General features: G+C 68.6%; 21 protein-coding genes. 12 read left to right on the top strand and 9 right to left on the bottom strand.

Annotated features, from left to right (window positions below):
• The 5 genes from AB7E83_RS01510 (at position 1) to AB7E83_RS01490 (ending at position 9,481) form a co-directional block, all read left to right on the top strand.
• Entirely contained in the window at positions 1–2,133 is a 2,133-nt protein-coding gene (locus AB7E83_RS01510) for a glycosyl transferase family protein (RefSeq protein WP_428564514.1), read from the top strand.
• Positions 2,130–4,640, top strand: a complete 2,511-nt coding sequence (locus AB7E83_RS01505; RefSeq protein WP_428564511.1) for an NfrA family protein — start codon at positions 2,130–2,132, stop codon at positions 4,638–4,640. The genes AB7E83_RS01510 and AB7E83_RS01505 overlap by 4 nt, the downstream gene beginning before the upstream one ends.
• A 114-nt stretch (positions 4,641–4,754) precedes the next feature.
• Positions 4,755–5,585, top strand: coding sequence for a hypothetical protein (locus AB7E83_RS01500; RefSeq protein WP_428564508.1), 831 nt, complete (start codon positions 4,755–4,757; stop codon positions 5,583–5,585).
• A gap of 74 nt (positions 5,586–5,659) precedes the next feature.
• Positions 5,660–7,591, top strand: coding sequence for a hypothetical protein (locus AB7E83_RS01495; RefSeq protein ID WP_428564505.1), 1,932 nt, complete (start codon positions 5,660–5,662; stop codon positions 7,589–7,591).
• Complete coding sequence (locus AB7E83_RS01490; RefSeq protein ID WP_428564502.1) at positions 7,592–9,481, top strand: putative bifunctional diguanylate cyclase/phosphodiesterase; 1,890 nt, start codon at positions 7,592–7,594, stop codon at positions 9,479–9,481.
• A gap of 58 nt (positions 9,482–9,539) precedes the next feature.
• Here the strand turns inward: AB7E83_RS01490 and AB7E83_RS01485 are convergent, their stop codons facing one another.
• Together AB7E83_RS01485 and AB7E83_RS01480 are read right to left on the bottom strand one after the other, a co-directional pair.
• Complete coding sequence (locus AB7E83_RS01485) at positions 9,540–10,760, bottom strand: hypothetical protein (RefSeq protein ID WP_428564499.1); 1,221 nt, start codon at positions 10,758–10,760, stop codon at positions 9,540–9,542.
• A gap of 41 nt (positions 10,761–10,801) precedes the next feature.
• Positions 10,802–11,200 (bottom strand): response regulator, encoded by a 399-nt coding sequence (locus AB7E83_RS01480; RefSeq protein WP_428564496.1) that lies wholly within the window; start codon positions 11,198–11,200, stop codon positions 10,802–10,804.
• A 141-nt stretch (positions 11,201–11,341) separates the two neighbouring features.
• Here AB7E83_RS01480 and AB7E83_RS01475 point away from each other — a divergent pair, with 141 nt between their 5' ends.
• A complete protein-coding gene (locus AB7E83_RS01475; RefSeq protein WP_428564493.1) occupies positions 11,342–13,795 on the top strand; it encodes a sensor domain-containing protein in 2,454 nt (817 codons plus the stop codon).
• 57 nt (positions 13,796–13,852) lie between these two features.
• On the opposite strand, the gene AB7E83_RS01470 is transcribed toward AB7E83_RS01475, so the two are convergent.
• Positions 13,853–14,698, bottom strand: coding sequence for a hypothetical protein (locus tag AB7E83_RS01470; RefSeq protein ID WP_428564490.1), 846 nt, complete (start codon positions 14,696–14,698; stop codon positions 13,853–13,855).
• A 249-nt stretch (positions 14,699–14,947) separates the two neighbouring features.
• Here AB7E83_RS01470 and greB point away from each other — a divergent pair, with 249 nt between their 5' ends.
• Positions 14,948–15,523 carry a transcription elongation factor GreB gene (greB, locus tag AB7E83_RS01465; RefSeq protein WP_428564487.1) on the top strand — a complete coding sequence of 192 codons (576 nt, stop codon included), beginning with the start codon at positions 14,948–14,950 and terminating at the stop codon, positions 15,521–15,523.
• Between the two features lie 9 nt (positions 15,524–15,532).
• Here the strand turns inward: greB and AB7E83_RS01460 are convergent, their stop codons facing one another.
• The 6 genes from AB7E83_RS01460 to AB7E83_RS01435 all read right to left on the bottom strand — a co-directional run bounded on the left by AB7E83_RS01460 (position 15,533) and on the right by AB7E83_RS01435 (position 20,416).
• Positions 15,533–17,800, bottom strand: coding sequence for a RelA/SpoT family protein (locus tag AB7E83_RS01460; protein WP_428564484.1), 2,268 nt, complete (start codon positions 17,798–17,800; stop codon positions 15,533–15,535).
• 88 nt (positions 17,801–17,888) lie between these two features.
• Positions 17,889–18,092, bottom strand: coding sequence for a DNA-directed RNA polymerase subunit omega (gene rpoZ, locus AB7E83_RS01455; RefSeq protein WP_428564481.1), 204 nt, complete (start codon positions 18,090–18,092; stop codon positions 17,889–17,891).
• A 34-nt stretch (positions 18,093–18,126) separates the two neighbouring features.
• Positions 18,127–18,747 carry a guanylate kinase gene (gene gmk, locus AB7E83_RS01450; RefSeq protein WP_428564478.1) on the bottom strand — a complete coding sequence of 207 codons (621 nt, stop codon included), beginning with the start codon at positions 18,745–18,747 and terminating at the stop codon, positions 18,127–18,129.
• A 79-nt stretch (positions 18,748–18,826) separates the two neighbouring features.
• Entirely contained in the window at positions 18,827–19,222 is a 396-nt protein-coding gene (locus AB7E83_RS01445) for a type II toxin-antitoxin system VapC family toxin (RefSeq protein WP_428564475.1), read from the bottom strand.
• Complete coding sequence (locus AB7E83_RS01440) at positions 19,222–19,434, bottom strand: AbrB/MazE/SpoVT family DNA-binding domain-containing protein (protein WP_428564472.1); 213 nt, start codon at positions 19,432–19,434, stop codon at positions 19,222–19,224. Before AB7E83_RS01440 ends, AB7E83_RS01445 begins: the two co-directional genes overlap by 1 nt.
• A 64-nt stretch (positions 19,435–19,498) precedes the next feature.
• On the bottom strand, positions 19,499–20,416 hold the full coding sequence (locus AB7E83_RS01435) for a YicC/YloC family endoribonuclease (RefSeq protein WP_428564469.1): 918 nt from the start codon (positions 20,414–20,416) through the stop codon (positions 19,499–19,501).
• 47 nt (positions 20,417–20,463) lie between these two features.
• On the opposite strand from AB7E83_RS01435, the gene AB7E83_RS01430 reads away from it, so the two are divergent.
• From AB7E83_RS01430 to hemW, 5 genes are read left to right on the top strand one after another with little or no spacing between them, the layout of a single operon-like run.
• A complete protein-coding gene (locus AB7E83_RS01430; protein ID WP_428564466.1) occupies positions 20,464–21,474 on the top strand; it encodes a serine/threonine protein kinase in 1,011 nt (336 codons plus the stop codon).
• Positions 21,475–21,508: 34 nt separating this feature from the next.
• Positions 21,509–22,411, top strand: coding sequence for a PP2C family protein-serine/threonine phosphatase (locus tag AB7E83_RS01425; protein WP_428564463.1), 903 nt, complete (start codon positions 21,509–21,511; stop codon positions 22,409–22,411).
• Positions 22,412–22,423: 12 nt separating this feature from the next.
• Positions 22,424–23,149, top strand: coding sequence for a ribonuclease PH (gene rph / locus AB7E83_RS01420; protein WP_428564460.1), 726 nt, complete (start codon positions 22,424–22,426; stop codon positions 23,147–23,149).
• Between the two features lie 23 nt (positions 23,150–23,172).
• On the top strand, positions 23,173–23,781 hold the full coding sequence (gene rdgB, locus AB7E83_RS01415) for an RdgB/HAM1 family non-canonical purine NTP pyrophosphatase (protein ID WP_428564457.1): 609 nt from the start codon (positions 23,173–23,175) through the stop codon (positions 23,779–23,781).
• Positions 23,772–24,962 carry a radical SAM family heme chaperone HemW gene (gene hemW, locus AB7E83_RS01410; protein WP_428564454.1) on the top strand — a complete coding sequence of 397 codons (1,191 nt, stop codon included), beginning with the start codon at positions 23,772–23,774 and terminating at the stop codon, positions 24,960–24,962. The genes rdgB and hemW overlap by 10 nt, the downstream gene beginning before the upstream one ends.
• Positions 24,963–24,967: the final 5 nt, after the last annotated feature.

Here is a 24,967-nt window from a genome sequence, read left to right as displayed (position 1 = left end):
ATGACCTGGGACATGTTCATCGCGGACTACTACGCGGGGCTGGAATGGCTGGCCGTGATCGTGGCCCTCGTCATCTTCGTGTCCTCGCTGGACGATGTCTTCATCGACATCTGGTACTGGGTCCGGCGCGCCTACCGCGCGCTGACCGTCCAGCGCAAGAACTATTCGAAGCTCACCGTCGAGGCGCTGCACGAGCGCGAAGAGCAGCCGATGGCGATCATGGTGCCCGCGTGGCAGGAGCATGACGTCATCGCCGCCATGCTCCAGAACATGGTGGAGGTGCTCGACTACAAGAACTACGTGGTCTTCGCGGGCTCGTACGTCAACGACCCGGCCACGATCGAGGAAGTCGAGCGGATGGTCAAGCGCTTCCCGCAGATCAAGCGCGCGGAGGTGCCCCACCCCGGCCCGACCTCCAAGGCGGACTGCCTGAACTTCGTGGTCGAGGCGATCTTCAACTACGAGCGCGAGAACAACATCGAGTTCGCGGGCGTCGTGCTGCACGACAGCGAGGACGTGCTGCACCCCCTCGAGCTGAAGTTCTTCAACTACCTGCTGCCGCGCAAGGACATGATCCAGCTGCCGGTGGCCTCGCTCGAGCGCGAGTGGTACGAGCTCGTCGCCGGCACCTACATGGACGAGTTCGCCGAATCGCACGCCAAGGAGATGGTGGTGCGCGAAAGCGTGTCGAACATGGTGCCCTCGGCGGGCGTCGGCACCTGCTTCTCGCGCAAGGCGCTGCAGGCGCTGGTAGGCGCCACGCGCAACAAGCCGTTCAACACGAACAGCCTGACCGAGGACTACGACGTGGGCATGCGCCTCGCGCAGCTGAACATGCAGTCGATCTTCGGCGTGTTTCCCGTGACCTACCGCGTGCGCCGCACGGCCTGGGGCGGCAAGAAGCACCAGCGCGAAGTGCTGCTGGACATGCCGCTGTGCGTGCGCGAATATTTCCCCGACGACTTCCGCGCGGCCTACCGCCAGAAGGCGCGCTGGGTGCTGGGCATCGGCCTGCAGAGCTGGGAGCAGATCCGCTGGCAGGGCCGCTCGCTCGCCGCCCGCTACCTGCTGCTGCACGACCGCAAGGGCGTCGTCACCTCGTTCATCAGCATCCTGGCGTACGTGCTGGTGCTGCAGTTCATCGTCTTCCACGTCGGCCTCGCCACGGGCTGGTGGGACGCGTACTACCCCTCGCTCTTCCACGAGGGCTCGGTGTGGCGCAACCTGATCTACATCAACGCCATCTTCCTCGTCATCCGCGCCGCGCACCGTGTCTACTTCACGACCGTGCTGTACGGCTGGGAGCACGGGCTGATGTCGCTGCCGCGCATGGTGGTGGGCAACTTCATCAACTGCATCGCGGTCGGCCGCGCGTGGAAGATGTACCTCGCCTACCTGTTCCGCGGCAAGGCGCTCGCGTGGGACAAGACGATGCACGAGTTCCCCTCGGGCGCGCAGCTGGCCCGCAAGCGCCAGCGCCTGGGCGAACTGCTGCAGAGCTGGAATGCGGTGGAGCCCTCGGCCCTGGAACGCGCGCTGCAGCAGCAGGCGGAAACGCAGGCGCCGCTCGGCCGCGTGCTCGTCTCCAACGGATGGCTGGACGAGGAGACGCTGGCCGAAGCCATCGCCTATCAGGCCGACCTGCCGCGCGCGCACCTCACGGCCGACCTCGTGCGCGGCAATGCGAGCTCGCTGCCGATGGAGATGGCGGTGCGGCACCGCACCGTGCATATCGGCCGCAACAAATCCAACCGGCCCGTGCTCGCGGTGTCGAGCCCGCTTTCCGAGACCGCGCTCCAGGAAATCACCGACGCCATCGGCGAGCCGCCCGTGCAGCGGGTGGCTCGCGAAGGCGAACTGGCCATCGCCTTGCGGCTGTTGCGGGACATCGCAACCGGCGCGCCCGGCGCGAGCGCGCCGGTGCCCATGGGACCGCTGCTGGGTGATATGCTGATCGAGCGCGGCCTGCTCAAGAGAGACCAGTTCGAAGACGCCATGCGCGACTATCGGCCTGACCAGCACGGACGCATCGGTGACTACCTCGTCGAGAAACGGGTCATCGTGCGGGACGTGCTGGAACAGGTGGTCCAGGAACAGCGTCGTCAATTCGCGGAGGCGGGGCATGCCACATGAAAAAGCAGAACAACAGCGGCCATAACAACGAACCGTCACTGATCCTCACCCTGATGGCCGCCTCGGCTGCGATCGGATTCGCTCCGTCCGCGTCCGCGCAGACCGCCGTGCCGCCGGGCACGCTCGGGCCGCCGGGCATGCTGTCGCCGGCCTCGCCTTCGGCCCCGAAAGCATCCGCCACGATGCTCGCACCGGCCGCGCCGAGGGCGTCCTCGTCGACGCCCGTGGCACCGCGGCCCGCGACGCCGGTCACCGTTGCGCCGAGGGCTGGCGCGTCGGCGCCCGTCGCACCGTCCGCACCTGCGGCCGCCGCCGCAGCGGCTTCGCCAGCACCCGCGACGCGCCCCGCGACGCGGCCCGCGGCCACGGTGCGCCGTGCCCCGGCGCCCGCACCGGTTGCGCCTGCGCAGGCTGCGTTCCGCGCGGCGGACGCGGGCTACAAGGCCTACGAATCGCGCGACTTCACCGCTGCCGTCGGGCACGCCGAAGAGGCCGTGCGTCTCGCGCCGGCGCGCCGCGACTACTGGGTGCTTCTGGCCAACGCGCTGATCGGCGCGGGCCGCCACGCCGATGCCGAGCAGGCGCTGCAGCGCGGCGAGGCCATCAACGGCCCCGACGCGGTGTTCACGCAGGCGCGCGAATCCATGCGGCGCGCGCAGGCGCAGGCCGCGGGCGCGGAAATGTACAAGGCACTCGCCGCGAACGACCTGCCGCGCGCGATCGCCCAGGGCCGCGCAGCCACCGCCTTCGCGCCCGACCATGCGGGGTACCGCCTTGCGCTCGTCCATGCCATGCTGCGCGCGGGCCAGTTCGCCGATGCCGAACGAGTCGCGGGCGAAGCCATCGCCATGCTGCCCGACAGCGCGGTGCCGCTCGCATTGCGTGCCTATGCGCGCCAGCGCCTGGACCGTTTCCCCGATGCGCGTGCCGACATCGATCGGGCGCTGCAGCAGCGCGGCCTCGCCGCCGCCGACCAGCGCGAACTGCGCCTCATCGCCGCCGACGCCGCGCTCGCCATGGGCGAGCCGCAGCGCGCCCTCGACCTGATGGCCAACCTGCCCGCGAAAGATGCGGCCGTGGCCACGCGCACGGCGGTCGCACGCCAGTCGCTCGCGGCCGGCAATGCGCGCGCCGCCATCGCGCTCACGCCGCCGGCCATCGACTGCAGCAACGTCGAGCGCACGCAGACGTGCAGCATCGCCGCCGGCGCGCCGCCGACCGCGCCCGGCTACGAAGCGGCCGCGGCGGGCTACAAGGCGCTCGAGGCGCGCGACCATGCCGCCGCGCTCGAGAGCGCGACGCTGGCCGTCGCCGCGTCGCCCGGCAACCGCGACTATCTCCTGCTGCAGATGCAGGCCGCGATGGGCGCGCAGCGCTACGACGTGGCCGAGTCGGCCGCGACCGCCGCGCTCGCGCTCGCGCCGCAGGACGCGACGCTGCTCACGCAGCGCGCCGAGATTCGGCGCCGCATGGGCAACGTCGCGCTCGCGAACGAGGACGCGCGCGCCGCGCTGCAGGCCGGCAACCTGCCGCCGCTCGAGCGCGCTTATCTTGCAAACCAGCTGGGCGAGACGCGCCTGGCCTACGAGCAGTTCGCCGCGGCCAACGCCGCGAATGCGCTGCCGGTCACTTCGCTGCAGGACGCGGGCTATGCCGCGATCCGCGCGCGCAAGGACGCCGAGGCGGTCGAATACTTCAAGCGCGCCCTCGACGCCGCCGAGTCCATGCAGCTGAAGATGGACCGGCAGATGGCGTTCGACACGCGCCGCACCATCTCGGAGGTCGAGCGCAAGTGGGGCGTGCTCGCATCGCTCACCTGGCGCTCCGGCGGCGGCGCGGAGCCCGGTTTCGGCATCACCAATGCGGGCAGCCAGCGCACGCTGCAGGCCGGCGCCGAGGTGTACTGGCGGCCCTGGGGTTTCATGAACGGCCGCTTCGTCGAGCTCTTCGCGCGCGGCTTCCAGACGCTCTCGAGCGAAGGCGGCGGGGCCCAGGGCGGCGACAGCTTCGCCGGCGCGCTCGGCGGACGCTGGAAGCCCTTCACGCAGCACAACGTGGTCCTGTCGTTCAGCCGTCTCTTCGGCAAGGGCGTCGATGCCGACTGGCTGGCGCAGGCCGCGTACTCGCTCGACAACGGCACCGACCTGCGGGTCGACGTGCCGAGCTGGTGGACGACGCGGATCGCGGCGGAAGTGGGGCGCTATTTCTCGCCTACGCAGACCTACGGCCTCGGCTCCGCGATGTTCGGCCGCAGCTACCGCATGGGCGGCGAGCAGGGACAGAACGTGCTGTTCCCGCACGTGTTCGCGGCGGCGGAATACAACTCGGCGCTCGCCGAGAAGAGCGCGGTGGCCGTGGGCCCCGGCGTGTCGTGGCGGCACTGGTTCAACGGGGACAAGTACCACGCGCCGCGTTCGTACTTCGACCTCACGCTGCAGTACCGCATGCACGTTGGCGGCGACGACCGCATCAAGGGCGGCTACATCAACGGCCTGATCAGTTATTGAGGCCCCCCCGAGATTGGCCCCCCCCCGAAGCGCCTGCGGCGCTTCCCCCCCAGGGGGGCGCCCCTGCGGACCGGCGGAGCCGGATCCGCGGGGCCTACTGGAGTGATCTGCGACATGCGAAGACTATTGGCCATCGTTGCGACGGTTCTGGCGCTTGCCGGTTGCGCGTCTCAAGTGGTCCCACCCATCGAAGGCCTCGTCTGGCAGCCCGACAACGACAACGTCGCCTTGCGCGGCGACTGGCAGAAGCTCGGCGTGAAGCGCCTGCTCGTGCAGTGGACCGCGGTCGACGACATCTCGTTCGTGGACAACGGCGGCGTGCCTTCGGCGCCGAAGCTGCCCGACTGGCAGCGCATCGCCGCCGAGCCCTGGGCCCAGGAAGTGATCGTGGGGCTCGCGGGCCGCTTCGACGAGGGCAAGGCGCGCGCGGGCATCGTCGAGCTCGCGGAGCAGTCGGTTCGCATCGCGCAGTCGAAGCCGCCCGTCAACGTGTCGGGGTGGTATTTCCCGGTGGAGATCGATCCGACGTGGACCGAGGCTCCGAAGCTCGGCCCGCTCCTGAACAAGCTGCCGCGGCCGCTGTGGATCAGCGTCTACGACAGCGCCAATGTCGGCCCGTACGAGCTCGCGGAGAGTCTCGCGTCATGGCTGCCGCCGGACGTCGGCGTGTTCTTCCAGGACGGCGTGGGCGTCCATGCGCGCGAGGCGTACGTCGCGCGGCATTACACGAACGTGCTCGCCGCCAAGCTGGGCAAGCAGCGCGTGCGCGTGATCGCCGAGGCGTTCCGGCCGAAGCAGGGCGGCGGGTTCCGGCCGGCGACGCTCGACGAATTACGGCCGCAGCTCGCGACGTATCAGGGTTATCCCATCTATCTGTTCGAGGGGCGGTATGTGCCCGGCGAACTCGTGAATCAACTGGCCGCCTCCCAGGCCGGCCGCAAGTAGTACGCGTCCTACACGAAGACCGAAGCGAATCCCACACCGGGCAAATTGCCTGGTTTCTTACAGTGGGATTCACCATGAAAAGATTGCTTACCCCGCGTACGGCGCTCGCATTGCTCGTCATGAGCATGGGCGCCAACAGCTTCGCCCTGTCCGTCGGGGCGCTGCAGGGGGCGACCATCGTGGGCCGGCCGCTCGACGTGAGCGCGCCCGTGCAGTTCGATGCGCGCGACGCGAACGACGCTTGCCTGCGCGCCGACGTGTTCTATGGCGACGCGCGCGTGCCGTCGTCGAGCGTGCAGGTTCACCTGCAGCGCCGCGCCAACGGCGACGCTGGCGTGCGTGTCGTGTCGTCGAAGGCGGTGGACGAGCCGGTCGTCACCGTGGTCGTGAATGCCGGCTGCCAGGGGACGACGGTATCCCGCCGGTTCGAGCTGCTGGCCGATGCGCCAGTGGCCGCCGCGCAGCCGATCGAGCCTGCCGCCGCGCTGCCGCGCGCGATGGGCGCGGGTCCGCTGATTCCCGTGTCCGCCCAGCGCATTCCCGGCGCGGCACGGGCAGCGCCCACGCGATCGAGCGGCTCGCGCCTGCGGATGGACGCCTCCGACACGCCGGAAGTCTGGAACAGGGTGCAGCCGTGGCTGCGCGTTTCGATGGAAATGGGAGCCGGGCCTGCCGTCGACACGACCCAGCGCGCCGCGGCAGCGCTGCTGTGGCAAGCGATTGCCGCGCAGCCGGCCGACCTGGTGCGCATGGGCGACCGCATGCGCTCGCTCGAAGGCGAACTCGCGGCACTCGGCGAACTGTCCGGCCGCAATCGCACCGAGATTTCGCGGATGAATGGACAAGCCGACCCCGGCGTCGGCGGCGCCTCGTGGTGGTCGATCGTGGCCTTGCTGCTCGCGGCCGCGGGCGCGAGCGCAGCCTTCCTCGGACGGCGCCATGCGAAGGCGCGCCGCGCGGCCGTCCCCCCCGACGACTGGTTCACCGATCTGCGCACGCCGCCGCGGCACGAGGCGGAAGCGGAGCCGGTCGCCCCACCGATCGCCGTGGTCCGCAAGGGCGCCTTCGCCGCCGCGCAGGCCTTCTTCTCGTCGAAGCCCGCGTCGCTCGAAGCGAATCGGCCCCTCGTCGTCGACGAAATCCTGCCGGACGAGCCGCCCGCCGCGGCCGCCGAACGACCCGCGCACTTCCTCGATGCCGATCTGTCGCTGCCCCACCTGAACGACGGGGCCGGCGAATCCGGCGAGACGGCCGCGCGCGACGGGCGCAAGCCGCGCCGCCACCTGCAGGTGGTCGCGCTCGGCGAAGCGCTGCAGGAAGCGGAGTTCCTCGTCTCGCTCGGCGAGGGCGAGCGCGCCGTCGACGTGCTGCGCGATCACGTGTCGGGCGCGAAGGAGCACTCGCCGCTCGCGTGGCTCGAACTGATCCAGCTGTGCCGCGACGTCGGCGACGCGGAGGGCGTGGACGAAAGCGAGAACGAGTTCCGGCGCCTCTATGGCGAGGACGCGCCGCGCGCCGGGGCGGTGTCCGGCATCGAGGCGTGCGGCCCCGCCCTCGCGCGCATCAGCGCCGCGTGGCACTCGCGCGAAGTGTTCGCCGTGCTGGAGGAGTTGCTCTTCGGCGACCCCGCCGCGCTCGGCGGCTATGCGAGCCTGAATGCCTGGCGCGACCTGATGTGGCTGTACGACCTCGCGCAGGACACGATGCGCGGCCCGGGGCGGCGCACGGCGCCGCCGGTGTCCGCCAGCGAATCGCCGGAGATGACGCTCGACATGATCCAGGGCCACGACTTCGCGCCGGCCGCGCACAGCTTCGCGGTCGACTGCGACGTGACCGACGTGCCGACGGACCGCCACCGCGTGTTCGATCTTCAGCACGTGCCGCGCCTGCCCCCGATGGTGCAGCCGCCGCCCTCGATGGCGATCGCGAAGCCGCCGACCGTGTACGAGGACTTCTTCGACGCCGCGGTCGCCGCCGAGGGCCGCAGTCTTTTCATGGCCCGCTAGATGCGTCGCGAAGCCATGGCGCAACTGCAGATGAACCCGATCGTCCACGCCGCCCAGCCCGACGCCCTCATGTTCGAGTTGGGCCGCGGTGGAGGCGACGGCAAGCCGCAGCCCGCGCGGCCCGCGCTGCTGTACGGCGCGCCGCTGCTGCCGAGCGACGAGCCGGCGCGGCTGGCCGAACTGCGCAACTTCAGCATCCTCGACACCGAACCCGACGAGGACTACGACCGCCTCGTGCATCTCGCGGGCGTGCTGTGCAACACGCCCATGGTGGCGCTTTCCTTCGTCGATCGGGGGCGGCAGTGGTACAAGTCGCGCATCGGCGTGCCGGTGGAGGAAGTCGAGCGCAACGCGACGCTGTGCGCGCACGCGGTCCTCGACTCAGACCGCCTGCTCGAGATCCCCGACCTGAAGCGCCTCGCGTGGTGCGACCGCAAGCCCTGGGGCGAGCAGGGTCCCGAGCTTCGCTTCTATGCCGGCGCGCCGCTCAAGACGCGCGACGGCAGCGCCATCGGCACGCTGTGCGTGATGGACACGGTGCCGCGCGCGCTTACCGACGCGCAGCGCGACGGCCTCAACAAGCTCGCGAAGGCGGTGGCGAGCCAGCTCAACCTGCGCCGGCAACTGCACATCGCGACCTCGACCGACCGCCTGACGGGTCTGCCGAACTGGTTCCACTTCGAGTCGCAGTTCGAGTCGAGCAAGCCGGCCAAGGGCGCGGTCTGCTTCGTGCGTCTGAAAACCATCAACCAGATCAACTCCGCGCACGGCTTTCGCGTGGCCGATGCGCTGATCAAGCAGACCGCCGAGCGCCTGCGCGGATTCGGCGACGAGGGCGTCTTCATCGGCCGCATCAAGCGCGGCCTGTTCATCATGTTTTTCCCGGACGTCGATCCGGACCGCTTCGCGAACCGCACCGCGCCCGATCTCGCCAACCGGCTGCAGGCGCCCTACAACGTCAACAACCTCACGCTGGTGTGCCCGGTGAACATCGGCTTCGCCGCGTATCCGCGCGACGGACGCTCGCTCGACGAAGTGGTGATCTCGGCGGATGCCGCCGTGCAGATGGCGATCGAGCGCGAGCAGCCCATGGCGTTCTTCGACAAGTCCGTCGACAACCGCCAGAGCCAGCATTACCGGCTCGAGCCCGAACTGCGCCGGGGCCTGCGCAACGACGAGTTCGTCAACTACTACCAGCCGAAGATCGACCTCGAGACCGGCCGCATCGTGGGCGTCGAGGCGCTCGTGCGCTGGATGCATCCCACGCGGGGGCTGGTGCCGCCGGGCGACTTCGTGCCGGCGCTGGAGGCCACCGGCCTGATCGGCGAGGTCGGCAACCGCATCCTGCAGCGCGCGGCGAGCGACTGGATGCAGTGGCGCGCGGCGGGGCTCGCCGCGCCGCGCATCGCCGTCAACGTGGCGGCGGCGCAGTTGCGCAGCCAGAGCTTCGTCGACGAGCTGAAGGCCGCGCTCGCCCGCCTCGACGGCGCAAGCGGCGCGCTGTCGATCGAGGTCACCGAAAGCATCCTGATCGGCGACATGGATCATGCGATCCAGATCCTGCGCAGCGTGCGAGAGCTGGGAATCCCGGTCGCCATCGACGATTTCGGCACCGGCTATTCGTCGCTCGCCTACATCGTCACGCTGCCGATCGACGAGCTGAAGATCGACCGGGCCTTCATCAAGAAGATCACCGCCGACGCGGCGTACGAAGGCATCGTGCGCACCTGCATCTCGCTCGCGCACGGCCTGAACCTGAAGGTGGTCGCCGAGGGCGTGGAGACCGAGGAACAGGCGCGCGCGCTGCGGACGCTGAACTGCGACCAGGCGCAGGGCTTCCTCTACAGCCCGCCGGTGCCGATGGAACAGCTGATGCACATGCTGAAGTAGGGCGTCCGAACGCGCCCTGGGGAACCCTGGGCCCCCGCCTTCGCGGGGGCGACAACCTTCAGGCGTGCTTGACCAGCTCGAACAGCACCGCCGGCGCCAGCTCCCGCGCGATGTCGTCGCGGCCCACCTTCGCGGTCTCGAAACCGTCGAAACCATTGACGTGGAAAGACGGCGAATCCTGCGTGATCTCGACGATGGGGCAGCGCCAGTCGTGGCCCAGCGCATTCGCGCGGAACTCGTGCAGGTGCTCGCCGACCGAGTCGAACGCCACGACCATGAGCTGCGGCTTGCCGGAAATCACCACGCGCGCCGCCTCCGTGTAGTCGGCCGCGCCCTTCGCATCCACGCCCACCGCGCGCAGCGCGTCGAGCGACGCGCGGCGCAGCACCGGGTCGCGCGCGACCACGAGCGCCCACGAGTCCGCGAGCTGGCTCGCGGCCGATTCGGACTCGAGCAGTTCCATGGTCGCGATGCCGTCGGCATTGAGGAAGGTCTTGGGGAATTCCACGGTGACGATGGCCGCGCCGGGCGCGCTCGTGCGCGTCACCTTGATGTGCGCCGAGGCGGCCATCTGGCGCAGCAGCATCCAGTGCAGTCCGTCGTTGAGCCGGCGGCCGCGCGGCCGCGCCGTCCAGCCGCCGGATGCGGCGGCGCCGGCTGTCTCGCGCGGCGGCGTCGCCACGCGAACCAGGAGCTTCGCGGGGCCGGAGAATTCGGGCGGCTCGAGCGACAGGGTCACTTCGCGGCTGAACGACAGCCCCCAGTCGATGATGGTGTTCACGAGGCTCACGGCCGCAGGCGGATCGAGCAGCACGTCGGTGGGGGAAAGCGCGGCCGTCACGTCGGCCTTCGTGGCGAGGAATTCCTCCTGCCGCTCGTCGAGCAGCTGGCGGATCACTTCGGAGAGGTCGACGCGGTCCTTCGCCTGCCGGATGCGGCCGCTCGCCAGGCGCGTGATCTGCTGGCCGCGCAGGCTCGTGTCGCGCAGCACGTACATCGCGTCCGAGAGCGCCTTCGCTTCGCTGCGGCGCAGCCGACCCGCGCCGACCAGGAAATCGAGCGCGCGCAGCACGAGGTTGCTGCTCTCCACCGCCTGCTCCGAGAGCGTGGCGACGAGCGCCGGCCAGTGCTGCGCCATGGACCAGGGCGCGTTCGGGTCCGCGGACGCGGCGTTGCTGCCCACGCCGTCGGACCAGCGGCGGCCGCCGCTCGGGGCGGGCTCGTGCTGGTGGGTGGCGGGCTGGGCGGCGGGCGGCGTGAAGTCGAGCAGGTTGGACATGGGGGCCTCGGTTGACGGGTGGGTGGCGCCCGGTCGGGCGATCAGTTGTGCTCGAAGTTGCTCGTCTGCTGGAAGCACTGGTGCGCGCAGTAGTCGACGAGCGTGTCGATCTCGGTGGACTTGTCGAAGACGGCGTCGACGCCCAGCTGCGCGCAGCGCTTGCGCACGCTCGCGTTCACGTAGTTGGAGAAGACGACGACCTTCTGCGACGGACGATCGCGCTTCACGCGCTGCACGAGGCTCAGGCCGCTGCCCTGCTTCAGGAAGAGGTCGACGATCGCGATTTCCCATTCGGTGTGATGGCTGTGCAGCCACTGGAGTCCGTCGTCCTCGGTCGCGGCATTGCCGACGACCTTCAGGCAGGTGAGCTCCTCCAGCGCGCCGATCAGGTTCTCGCGGATGTTGGGGTTGTCCTCCACGACGTAGGCTTTGAGTTGCACGGGCGCTCGATGTGTGAATGCGGGTATCGGTTCGTTTCACTGTACCGGCCGGGAATTTCGCCGGCTCAGGACAGTCCCCCATCCGGGTGTAGGACACTGCCTACCGCGGAGCGGCCGGGTGCTTCGTAAGATGGCCGTCTCATGGATTTCAACTCGTTGCCGCCGTCGCACTCGCACTCGATCCTCCGATTGGTCGAGCGCACGGCCTTCGTCGGCACGTGGACGTTCGACGTCCTTCGCGGCCAGCTTCACTGGTCCGAGCAGCTCGCCCAGCTTCACGAGGCGCCGCCCGGCTTCGCGCCCGCGCCCGAGCATGCGGCCGACCACTATGCGCCCGAGTGGCGCGAACGGATCGAGCGGTGCCTGCGTGCCTGCCGCGACGAGGGCCAGCCCTTCGACCACGAGGTGCAGATCGTCACGCTGCACGGCCGCCGCGTGTGGGTGCGCTCCGTCGGCGTGGCGGTGCGCGACGCCGACGGCCGCGTGGTTCGCATCGACGGCGCGGTCCAGGAGGTGACGCCGCACGGCTATCCGCAGGGCTCGCTCATCCGCCACACGGTCAGCATGGGCGGGGCGCTCGGCAGCGGCGAGGCCTTCGCCACCGTGGACGCCGAAGGCCGCATCACCTACGTCAACGAGGAGGCGGAGAAGCTGCTCGGCCGCGACGGCGGCGAGATCATCGGCCGCAAGATCTGGATGCATTTCCAGAAGACCGCGCGGCTGCGGGTGGAGGAGGACGTGCGGCGCGCCTTCGAGTCGCAGCAGTCCTTCGAGTTCGAGGAGCTGGATTCGCGCGTGAGCCATTGGCTGGAAGTGCGCGGCTACCCGTTCGGCGCCGGCATCGCGGTCCATCTGCGCGACGTGACGGAGCGGCACCGCTCGCAGGAGCAGCTGCGCCTGCTCGAGGGCAGCATCGCCCGCCTGAACGACATCATCATCATCACCGAGGCCGGCCCCTTCGGCCATCCCGGCCCGCGAATCGTGTTCGTCAACGAGGCGTTCGAGCGGCGCACCGGCTACACGCGCGAGGAGGTGCTGGGCCGCACCCCACGCCTGCTGCAAGGTCCCAACACCCAGCGCGACCAGCTCGACCGGATCCGCGCCGCGCTCGAGCAATGGGAGCCGATGCGCGTCGACCTCATCAATTACACGAAGAGCGGCGAGCCCTACTGGGTCGACCTCGACGTGTCGCCGGTGTGGGACAAGACGCGGCGCCTCACGCACTGGGTGGCGGTGGGACGCGACATCACCGAACGCAAGATGTCCGAGGAGAAGATCCAGTACCTCGCGTTCTACGATCCGCTCACGCAGTTGCCGAACCGGCAACTGCTGCTCGACCGCCTCGCGATGGCGCTGCAGCAGGACGACGGCCGCGCCGGCGCGCTGATGTTCATCGATCTCGACAACTTCAAGGTGCTCAACGACACGCTGGGCCATGCCAAGGGCGACCTGCTGCTGCAGCAGGTGGCGCGGCGGCTGCGCTCGTGCGTGGCGAAGGGCGACACCGTCGCGCGACTCGGCGGCGACGAGTTCGTGATCCTGCTCGAGAACAACGGCGAGAAACCCATCGACCCCGTGCAGGCCGCGCGCGTGGTGAGCCACCGCATCCTGCAGACGCTGGGCGAGCCCTACGTGCTGCCCGGCCACGTGCATCACAGCAGCTGCAGCATCGGGGTCGCGGTGTTCGGCCGCGCGCCGTGGAGCGTGAGCGAAGTGCTCAAGCAGGCCGACCTGGCGATGTACCAGGCGAAGGCGGCGGGCCGCAACACCGTGCGATTCTTCGACCCCGAGATGCAGGCCGTGGCCAGCGCGAATGCCGCGCTGGCGTCCGACCTGCGCCAGGCCTGGCTCGACAACCGCCTGGTGATCGAATACCAGCCGCAGGTCGGCCCCGGCGGCCGCATGTCCGGCGTGGAGGCGCTGCTGCGCTGGGAGCATCCGGAGCGCGGCGTGGTGTCGCCCGCGCATTTCATTCCGACAGCCGAAGAGACCTCGCTCATCATTCCCATCGGCCACTGGGTGCTCGAAACGGCTTGCGCGCAGATCGCGGCGTGGTCGAAGCGGCCCGAGCGCCGCGACCTCACGATCTCGGTGAACGTCAGCGTGCGCCAGTTCCGCCACCCCGATTTCGTCGACGAGGTGACCTCGGCCATCGTGCGTTCGGGCATCGAGCCGCGCAAGCTGCGGCTGGAGCTGACCGAGAGCCTGCTGGCCGACGGCATCGAAGTGACCATCGCGAAGATGGGCAGCCTGAAGGCGATGGGCGTGACGCTCTCGCTCGACGATTTCGGCATCGGCTATTCATCGCTCTCCTACCTCAAGCGCCTGCCGCTCGACCAGTTGAAGATCGATCGCGAGTTCGTGCGCGACATCCTGACGGACCCGAACGACGCGGCGATCGCGCGCACGATCATCGGGCTGGCCCACAGCCTCGGGCTCGGCGTGATGGCCGAAGGGGTGGAGACCGAAGCGCAGCGCGAATTCCTCGCGCGGCAGGGTTGCGACGAATACCAGGGTTTCCTGTTCTCGCGTGCGCTGCCCATCGATCGGCTCGAAGCATTGATGGAGCGGCTCGACAGGGAAGCGGTGGCCTGAGCCGGGCTTTCCATTTCCGCGGAGGCGGGAGTCCGGGGCGCTGCGCCCCGGCGTCGTTCAGATGGGCGCCATCCGAAGCGGCGAACTCGGCAAGGCGCGCGCAAGCCGCATGACGATGCGGCCCTCGCCACGGAACAGCTCGGCCGAATCCGCCTCGGCGAGCGCCTGCACGTCGGCCCAGTCGACCGGCACCGTCGGCGTCTCGGGCGGCGTGCGTTCGGACGCGTCGCCCGTCGGCCGGCTCGTGATCGTGATCACCGCGAAGCCCGAGCTCACCTCGGCGCTCACGTTCAGCTCGCTCGGCGAGGGCGAACTGTCGGCCAGCGCGAAGAGGGAGCCGGCGAACAGCGTGCGCAGGGTGCTTTTGCACACGTCGAAGTCCATCTCGGGGACGTCGTCGACGATGGCGTAGCCCCGGAAATTGAAGCTGCCGCCCATCAGCGAGACGCAGTCCGCGATCCCCTGCGACAGGCCGATGGTGTCGTCCTCGCCCGGGTCGATCCAGGACGAGACATTGAGGCACTTGAGCACCGCTTCGCGCGCCAGGCGGTTGAGCTTGGAAATGCTCGCCTGCAGGTCGGGGCCGTTGCCGGGGCTGCGATCGAGGCGCGAGTTCAGCATCTCGGCCATCATCGAGACCGCCTGGAGGTTGACCACCATGTCGTGCTTCAGCGCCGGGCCGAGACGGCGAAGGACGGCGTGGCGCGCGGCATCGACGCTGGCGCGCGGCTTCGCGCCCACGAGGGCGGAAGAGGGCGCTGGCGCGGCAGGGGCACGTTCGTTGGCGGCGTACAAGGGGGTGGGCAGGTCGGTTTTGAAGAGCAGGTCAGTCTGCTCGTCGACCGTGTCCCAGCGTGTCAGGTTCGCCCGGGGCGCCTTGTAGGAAAAGGACGGCATCTCCACGGTCAGGTCCTCCCCATGCGTCGAGCGTCCGGCAACACCTCTTCGAATCCCGTGTACATCGTCGTCTCCATCGATACATGGATATTCGGCGCAGCCGGGGTTCGCGCGGATAGGGTGCCGGCGATTGCGGATGTAGGACGGCAATGATGCACTTGTGACGCTTACACACACCTCGCCGTATATTCTTGCGACCATGACCGCCATGTTTCACGCTGCATGCCGCGCGACGCCATCCTCGCCAGAGGTCCCATGAGCAAGGCCTTCACGCGCGAAACCGAAGGCGACCAGGTCGACGAGGACGACGAGCCCGGGTTGCCGCCGCTGCCCGCGGGCAGCCGGAACTACATGACGCCGGGCGGCCATGCGCGGCTGCGCGCGGAACTGCTGCAGCTGATGGACGAGGAGCGGCCGCAGGTCGTCGAAACCGTCCACTGGGCTGCGAAGAATGGCGACCGCTCGGAGAACGGCGACTACCTCTACGGCAAGAAGCGCCTGCGCGAAATCGACCGGCGCATCCGCTTTCTCACGAAGCGGCTCGAGATCGCGGAGGTGGTCGATCCTTCGGTTCACCACGGCGAAGACCAGATCTTCTTCGGCGCCACCGTCACCTACGCGGACGAGCGCGGCGAGGAACGCACCATCACCATCCTCGGCATCGATGAGGCGGACAGCGCGCAGGGCCAGGTGAGCTGGATCTCGCCCGTGGCGCGGGCGCTGCTCAAGGCGCGCGTGGGCGACGAGGCGAGGCTTGTCACGCCCTCGGGCGTGCATGCGATCGAAGTAATGGCGGTCGACTACCCCGCGCCGGCCGCGGGCAAGGCGTGAATCGGCTGCTCAGTTCACGCCGGGCCGCACGCGCTGCACCCGCAGCACCGAACCCACGCGCTTCGTGTTGCGAAGCACGGCCTCGAGGTGGAAGCGGTCGCGCACGGAGATGATGAAGCGCAGGTCGGTGGCGTCCTGGGCGCGCTCCTCGTCCATGTCGACGTGCGTGATGTCCGCCTCGGCGCTCGCGAGGGCCGCGGCCACGCGCGCGAGCACGCCCTTGGTGTTGGCGACGGTGACCAGGATGCTCGTCTCGAACGGCCGCACCGGCTCCTCGGCCCATTCGACGCCGATGAAGCGCTCGGCGTCCTTGTGCTGCAGGCGCTTGGCGACGGCGCACTCCTCGGTGTGGACGACGAGGCCCTCGCCGCGGCCGAGGTAGCCCAGGATCGAATCGCCGGGCACCGGCCGGCAACACGAGGCGAACTTCACGGAGGCGTTCTCGCTGCCGTCGAGCACCACCGCGCCCTGCGAGACGTTTTCGTGGGCGGTGTAGCGCTCGCGCGTGATCAGCAGCGCATCGGGCCGCGCGCCGCGCTCGGCCATCAGCGTCATGAGGCGCTTGGCCACGATGCTTGCGATGCGCTTGCCCAGGCCGAGGTCGGTGAGCAGCTCGGCGCGCGTGCGGTTGCCGGTGAAGCGCAGCAGCCGCTCCCACAGCGCGTGATGTTCCGCGTCGTCGGCCGGCAGGGCCTCGAGGCCTTCCGCGCGCAGCGCCTGGGTCAGCAGCTTTTCGCCGAGCTGCAGCGACTCGACCTGCGCGAGCCCCTTGAGGTGATGGCGGATCTTCGAGCGCGCGCGTCCCGTGCGCACGAAACCGAGCCACGCAGGGTTGGGGGTGGAATCGCGTCCGGTCTCGACCTCGACCACGTCGCCGTTCTTGAGTTCGGTGCGCAAGGGCACCTGCGCGCCGTTGATCCGGGCGCCGGTCGTGTGGTCGCCCACGTCGCTGTGGATTGCATAGGCGAAGTCGACGACCGTCGCGCCGCGCGGCAGCGCGAGGATCTGGCTCTTGGGCGTGAACACGTAGACCGCGTCGGGGAAGAGGTCGATCTTCACGTGGTCCCAGAACTCCGCGGCATCGCGCGTCTCGTTCTGGATGTCCAGCAGCGACTGCAGCCACTTGTTGCCGAGGCGCTCGGTGCCGTCGCTCTCGGGCATGCTCGACTTGTAGAGCCAGTGGGCGGCCACGCCCGATTCGGCGACGACGTGCATCGCCTCGGTGCGCAGCTGGAATTCGACGTTCACGCCCGACGGCCCGACCAGCGTCGTGTGCAGCGACTGGTAGCCGTTGATCTTGGGGATCGCGATGTGGTCCTTGAAGCGCCCCGGCACCGGCTTGTACATCTGGTGCAGCAGGCCCACGGCGGTGTAGCAGTCGATCACCTGCGGCACGATCAGGCGGAAGCCGTAGATGTCGGTCACCTGCGCGAAGCTCAGGTGCTTTTCCTCCATCTTGCGATAGATCGAGTACAGCGTCTTCTCGCGCCCCGCGATGTGAACGCCCATCTTCGCGGCGGCGAAGCCGTGCTCCACGTCGCGCTGCACCTTCTGGATGAGGTCGCGGCGGCGGCTGCGCGCGCGCGCCACGGCCTTGCTCAGCACCGAGTAGCGCCAGGGCTTCAGGTACTTGAACGCGAGCTCCTGCAGCTCGCGGTAGGTGGTGTTGAGGCCGAGCCGGTGCGCGATGGGCGCGTAGATCTCGAGCGTCTCGGACGAGATGCGGTGCCACTTCTCGCGCGGCACGTCGTCCATCGTGCGCATGTTGTGCGTGCGGTCGGCGAGCTTCACGAGGATGACGCGCACGTCGCGCGCCATCGCGAGCAGCATCTTGCGGAACGACTCGGCCTGGTTTTCCTCGCGCGTGTTGAACTGCAGCCGGTCGAGCTTGGTGAGGCCGTCGACCAGTTCGGCGACGGGCGCGCCGAAGCGCTCGATCAGGTCCTGCTTGGTGACGCCGCAGTCCTCGATGGCGTCGTGCAGCAGCGCGGCCATCAGCGCCTGCGCATCGAGCTTCCACTCGGCGCATTGCGCGGCCACCGCGATGGGGTGCGTGATGTAGGGCTCGCCGCTCGCGCGGATCTGGCCGAGGTGCGATTCGTCGGCGAAGCGGTTGGCCTTGCGGACCTGGTCGATCTCGCCGTGTTCGAGATAGTCGAGCCGCGCGGTGAGCGCGGCGAAACGGGCCGCGGCTGCGTTCGCAGCGGCGGGTGTGGGGAGGGTGCCGGCGGGGGGTCGCTTCCCCTTGCCGGGGGTGGGGTGGAGCACCGCGCTCATAGGTCTTAAATGTAGCCTCTGGGCGCGAATCGAAGGGCCCCAATGAAAAAGGCCCCTCGCGAGGGGCCTTTCGTCTGAATGCGGCGCGTCAGCCTGGCACTTTCTTGAGCATTTCGAGGCCGATCTTGCCTTCGGCGATCTCGCGCAGCGCGGTCACGCCGGGCTTGTTCTTGCTTTCGATCTTGGGCGTGTGGCCCTGGCTCAGCATGCGGGCGCGGTAGGTCGCGGCGAGCACGAGCTGGAAGCGGTTGGGGATCTGCTCCAGGCAGTCTTCGACGGTGATGCGGGCCATGGGTGCGGGTACTCCGGTGAAACTGTGTGGATGCTCAGAGGATGCCGAGGCCCCGGAAGGTTTCGGCACGCGCGCGGCGCTGGGAGGAAAACTTCAATCGCTGGGCGTGGACGACGGCCTTGAGGTCGAAGAGCGCGCGCTCGAACAGTTCGTTGATTATAACGAAATCGAATTCTTTCGCCTGCGCGAGCTCGGTCCGGGCGTTCTCCAGGCGCAGCTCGATCACCTCGTCGCTGTCCTCGCCGCGCCGCTGCAGGCGCGAGCGCAGTTCCTCCCAGCTCGGGGGCAGGATGAAGATCAGCACCGCGTTGGCGAAGGTGCGGCGGATCGAGAGCGCGCCCTGCCAGTCGATCTCGAGGATCACGTCGGCGCCCTGCGCGATGCGGTCGGCGATGGCCTTCTTGCTGGTGCCGTAGCGGTGGTTGTGGACGTGCGCCCATTCGACGAACGCGTCGCCCGCGACCATCGCGTCGAACTCCTGCGCGGACGCGAAGAAGTATTCGCGCCCGTGCTTTTCCTGTCCGCGCGGCGGCCGGGTGGTGTGCGAAACCGAGGGCTGCACGCGCGAGTCGAGCTCGAGCAGCGCCTTCACGAGGCTGGACTTGCCCGCGCCGCTGGGCGCGGCGACGACGAAGAGGTTGCCGGGGTAGTCCATTCAGGATCGGTCTTGGACCTTCATCCGGCAAGAATACAGGAACCCTCACCCGGCAGCGCACCGCGGAAGCCTGGCCGGCTCAATGCTTGGGACTCTTGGGAACGATCACGACCTGCGGCAATCCGTTGAAATGAGCGTCGCAGGTCAGGAGCTCCGCCTGCTTCTGACGCGCCGTTGCATAGACGATCGCGTCTGCAGTCGCCAGTTTGTGCTCCCGGTGAAGGTCGGCAGCCAGCAAGGCGATGGATGTGTCGAGGTTTACGACGGTGCATTTCTGCGTGTAGGCGATGACTTGATCGACATGCTCTTCGCTCGTCTCGCGCGCGAGCCACTTCGCCAATTCCAGTTGAACGATCGTAGGCACGATGCATTCCGTCATCGCGGGGAAATGCTTGCCCAGCGCCTCCCCGGTTGCGCTGCCCGTCAACCACTCGATCCACGCGGACGTATCGACCACTCGCGGTCGTCCGGCCATCAGTAACGGTCCTTGCGGTCGCGATAGCCGTCCTTGCGCGCGCCCTTCGCGATGCCGGCGAGCTGATTCAGCTCCGGCACGGGCATGACGAGAACGCCTTTGCCCTTGGGAATGAAGACGAACTCCTGGCCGGCTTCCCAATGCTGCTCTTCGCGCACGGCCTTCGGTATCGAAATCTGGAACTTGCTCGACAGCGTCGCGGTCGGTGTCATTTCGTACTCTTGGTGAATCGATGCGGTGATCGTAAGAATACACCAGTGCGCGCCGGCCGCGGCCTCACTCCAGGTTCTGCACCTGCTCGCGCATCTGCTCGATCAGCACCTTCATGTCCACCGAGATGCGCGACAGCTCCAGCAGCGCGGACTTCGAGCCGAGCGTGTTGGCTTCGCGGTGCAATTCCTGGATCAGGAAGTCGAGGCGCTTGCCGACCTCGCCGCCCTTCTTCAGCAGGCGCTCGATTTCATCGAGGTGCGACGCGAGGCGCGTCAGTTCCTCGGCGACGTCGATGCGGATGGCGAAGGCGGTGGCCTCGGTCAGGGCACGGTCCTGCGCGCTCTCGGGCGAAACCGTCCCCTCGGACAGGGCCATCGCCTCCTTCCACCGGTCGAGGAAGCGCTGGCGCTGCTGTTCCACGAGTTGCGGCACGAGCGGCTTGGCGGTCGCGCAGAGTTCGCGCAGCTGCGCGAGGTGGCCCTGGAGCATGTCGGCGAGCCGCTTGCCCTCGCGCTGGCGCGCGGCCACCAGATCGGCGAGCGCGCGGCCGGCGACCTCCTGCACGACCGGGCTCCAGTCCACGTCGGCCGTCACGTCCGCGGTGGCCAGGCGAAGAACCTCGGCCACGCTCAACGCGGGCGCGTCGGGCAGCCATGAGCGCACGTGATCCTGCACCGCGCCCACGCGCTGGAGCATGCGCACCGTGGGCTCCTGCAGGCCGCCCGCGGCACTGCCCTCGATGCCGGCGCGCACTTCGACCTTGCCGCGTTTGAGGCGCGTGGCGAGCAGCTCGCGCAGCGCGGGTTCGTGCGCGCGGAGTTCGTCGGCGAGGCGGAAACTCAGGTCGAGAAAGCGGCTGTTCACCGAGCGGATTTCGAGGCCGAGGCGGCCCGCCGCCGCCGGTTTGCCCTCTGTCGCAGCCGTGCCGGCCCCCGGTGTCGCTTGCGCGGAGGCGTAGCCGGTCATGCTGTAAACTGCCATCGGAGCCTTGTGCGGTTCGTCGTTGCGGAATTGCGGATCTTCAAATTATGTCAAAGGTCAAACCGGCGCCGTTGCCGCCCGATACCGTGATCGGCGGCTATCGCGTGGTCCGCAAGCTCTCCTCCGGCGGCTTCGGCGTGGTCTACCTCTCCGTCGACAACGAAGGCCAGCAGGTCGCGATCAAGGAATATCTGCCTTCGTCGCTCGCCACGCGCTCGCCGGGCGAGCTGCTGCCGCAGGTCTCGCCCGAGAAATTGTCGCTCTACCGCCTCGGCCTCAAGAGCTTCTTCGAAGAGGGCCGCTCGCTCGCCCAGATCTCGCATAGCTCCGTGGTGAGCGTGCTCAACTTCTTCCGCGAGAACGAGACCGTCTACATGGTGATGAACTACCTGGAGGGCGCGACCCTGCAGGACTTCATCATCACCGCGCGCGAACTCAAGAAGCAGAAGGTGTTCCGCGAGTCCACCATCCGTTCGCTGTTCGACGAGATCCTGCGCGGATTGCGCATCGTGCACCAGCACAAGATGCTGCACCTGGACATCAAGCCGGCCAACATCTTCATCACCGACGACAACCGCGCGGTCATGATCGACTTCGGGGCGGCCCGCGAGGTGCTGTCCAAGGAAGGCAACTTCATCCGCCCGATGTACACGCCCGGCTTCGCCGCGCCCGAGATGTACCGGCGCGATTCGTCGATGGGCCCCTGGACGGACATCTACGCCATCGGCGCGTGCATCTACGCCTGCATGCAGGGCTATCCGCCCAACGACGCGCCGCAGCGGCTCGAGAAAGACCGCCTGGCGCTCGCGCTGTCGCGCCTGCGCGGCATCTACTCCGACAACCTGATCGAGGTGGTGGAGTGGTGCATGTCGCTCGATCCGCTGTCGCGCCCGCAGTCGGTGTTCGCGCTGCAGAAGGAACTCAGCCGCGAGGGCGAGCGCCGCTACACCAAGCTCTCGGTCGGCGAGAAGATGCGCCTGCAGTTCGACAACATGGTGACGGACACCAAGAAAAACATGCGGCGCGCCACCGGGTTCGGCGGGGTGAAGGCAAAGTGACGGCCCCCGGTGTGGCGGCGCGTCGGAGGTTCGGATGAAATTCTCCGTGTTCCAGGTCAGCCGAAAGGGCGGCCGCGAGAGGAACGAGGACCGCATGGGCTACTGCTACACGCGGGAGTCCGGGATCTTCCTGCTGGCCGACGGCATGGGCGGCCACCCCGAGGGCGAGGTCGCGGCGCAGCTTGCGCTGCAGACGATCTCCGCGCTCTACCAGAAGGAGGCGCGGCCGGTGGTGCAGGACGTCACCGAGTTCCTGTCGACCGCGCTCATGGCGGCGCACCACCAGATCATCCGCTACGCGAGCGAGAAGGGCATGCTCGACACGCCGCGCACGACGCTCGTCGCCGTGGTCGTGCAGCACTCGCTCGCGACCTGGGTGCATTGCGGCGACTCGCGCCTGTACATCGTGCGCAACGGCGAACTGCTCACGCGCACGCGCGACCACTCGTACATGGAGCAGCAGAGCGCGGGCGTGATCCGCATGGACAAGATCAACCGCAACATCCTGTTCACCTGCCTCGGCTCGCCGACCAAGCCCGTCTTCGACGTGACGGGTCCCGTGCCGCTGCAGCAGGGCGACAAGCTCCTGCTGTGCTCCGACGGCTTGTGGAGCAGCCTGACGGACGCCGACATCGTGCGCCAGCTGAGCGCGAAGCCCGTGGCCGATGCCGTGCCCGACCTCGTGGAGGACGCGCTGCGCCGCGGCGGCGAGCATTGCGACAACGTGACCGTGATCGCGATGGAGTGGGAGACGCCCGATACCTTCGAGTCGACCCGCGGCGTGATCACCGACAGCATTTCCGACGGCGTCTTCGCCTCCACCATCCAGGCGGGCGTGCTCGACACGATGGTCGAGGACCTCGACGACGCCGCCATCGAACGCTCCATCGCCGAGATCAACGAAGCGATCAAGCGCTCGGCGGCGCGCAAGAACTAACCCCTTCCCACCATGACATTCTCCCGCCCCCGCGGCCGTGCCGCAGACCAGCTGCGCCCGGTGCGCATCACGCGCAACTTCACCATCCATGCCGAGGGCTCGGTGCTCATCGAGTTCGGCGACACGCGCGTGCTCTGCACGGCCTCCGTCGAAGACCGCGTGCCGCCGCACAAGCGCGGCAGCGGCGAAGGCTGGGTGACGGCCGAATACGGGATGCTTCCGCGCGCCACGCACACGCGCGGCGACCGCGAAGCGGCGCGCGGCAAGCAGAGCGGGCGCACGCAGGAAATCCAGCGCCTCATCGGCCGCAGCCTGCGCGCGGTGTTCGACCTGAAGAAGCTCGGCGAACGCACCATCACGCTCGACTGCGACGTGCTCCAGGCCGACGGCGGCACGCGCACGGCGGCGATCACGGGCGCATTCGTGGCGGCGCAGGATGCGGTGGCGAAATTGATGGCGTCGGGCAAGCTCGCCGCGTCGCCGATCACGGGCCATGTCGCCGCGATTTCCGTCGGCATCGTCGAGGGCACGCCGCTGCTCGACCTGGAATACGTGGAAGACGTCGCCTGCGACACCGACATGAACGTCGTGATGACCGGCGCCGGGCACTTCGTGGAAGTGCAGGGCACGGCGGAGGGCGCTGCGTTCACGCGGGTCGAGATGGACCAGCTGCTTGCCCTCGCGGACAAGGGCATTCGCGAGCTGACCGAGCTGCAGCGCGCGGCGCTCGCGGCATAGACCGGCGCCTGCCGCCCGCGGCCATGAAGATCACCCGACTCGTCCTCGCCTCCAACAACAAGGGCAAGCTCGCCGAACTTCAGGCGATGTTCGCGCCGCTGGGCATCGAGCTCATTGCGCAGGGCCAGCTTGGTGTTCCCGAGGCCGAGGAACCCTTCCGCACCTTCGTGGAAAACGCGCTCGCGAAAGCGCGCAATGCCGCGCGGCACACCGGACTGCCGGCGATTGCCGACGACGCGGGCCTGTGCGTCGATGCATTCGGCGGCCTGCCGGGCGTCGACACGGCGTTCTATGCCACGCAGTTCGGCTACCCGAAGGGCGACGACCACAACGTCGATGCCTTGCTGGCGCAGATGCGCGACGTGACGAATCGCCGCGCCGCGCTCGTCAGCACGCTCGTGGCCGTGCGCACGCCGGAAGATCCGGAGCCGCTCATCGCGGTCGGCCGCGCGGTCGGCGAGATCGCGCGCGAGCGTGCGGGCGAACACGGCTTCGGCTTCGATCCCGTCATGTTCATCCCGGAGTTCGGCCAGACCTTCGCGCAACTCTCGCCCGAGACCAAGAACGCGAACAGCCACCGCGGCAAGGCCGCGCGGCAGATGATCGAACTGATCCGCGGCGCATGGCTGTGAAGGACATCGCGCACTACATGCGGCCGGGCACGCTGCAGCTCGCGGCGCTGCCGCCGCTGTCGCTGTACGTGCATCTGCCGTGGTGCATCCGCAAGTGCCCGTACTGCGACTTCAATTCGCACGAGGCCAAGAGCGGTGAACTTCCCGAGCAGCGTTACCTCGATGCGTTGACCGCCGACCTCGAAGCCGCGCTGCCGCTCGTGTGGGGACGGCCCGTCCACAGCATCTTCATCGGCGGCGGCACGCCCAGCCTGTTCTCGCCGCAAGGCATCGACCGCCTCCTCGGCGACATCCGCGCTCGTCTGAAGCTCACCGCCGATTGCGAGATCACGCTGGAGGCCAATCCCGGCACGTTCGAGAAGGAGCGCTTCAAGGCATTCCGGTCCGCGGGTGTGACACGACTGTCGGTCGGCGTGCAGAGTTTCAACGATGCGCACCTCAAGTCGCTCGGACGCGTGCACGATCGCTCGCAGGCGATCGCCGCGCTCGAAGAGGCCGCGCTTGCCTTCGACACGTTCAATCTCGACCTGATGTATGCGCTTCCGGGCCAGACCCTGGAGCAGCTCGAGGCGGACGTGACGCAGGCGCTCGCGATGGCGCCGCCCCATCTGTCGATCTATCACCTCACCATCGAGCCCAACACCTACTTCTCGAAGTTCCCGCCGCAGGTCCCGCCCGACGATCTGGCGTACGCGATGCTGGACCGCATCACCGAGATGACGGAGGGCGCGGGTCTGGAGCGCTATGAGGTCTCGGCCTATGCGAAGCCCGGCCACCGCTGCTGGCACAACTTCAACTATTGGCAGTTCGGCGACTACCTCGGCATCGGCGCGGGCGCGCACGGCAAGCTGAGTTTTCCGCACCGCGTGGTGCGGCAGGTGCGTTATCGCGAGCCGAAGCTGTACATGGACAACGCGCTGGCCGGCAACGCGATCGCGCAGGACGACGAGGTCGCGCGCGGCGACTTGCCGTTCGAGTTCATGCTGAACGCGCTGCGCCTGAAGGACGGGTTCCTGCTGCAGGATTTCACCGCCCGCACGGGCCTCCCGCTGTCTTCCATCGAAGCGCCGCTGCGCGAGGCGGAGGCAAAGGGACTGGTGGAGAGGGACTTCGCGCGCGTGAGGCCGACGACGCGCGGCTTCGACTTCCTCAACGATTTGCAGGCGCTCTTCCTGCAGTGACAGGT

Source organism: Ramlibacter sp. (assembly GCF_050250995.1).
Taxonomy (GTDB): Bacteria; Pseudomonadota; Gammaproteobacteria; order Burkholderiales; family Burkholderiaceae_C; genus Ramlibacter.
This window is presented reverse-complemented; position numbering and strand designations above follow the sequence as displayed.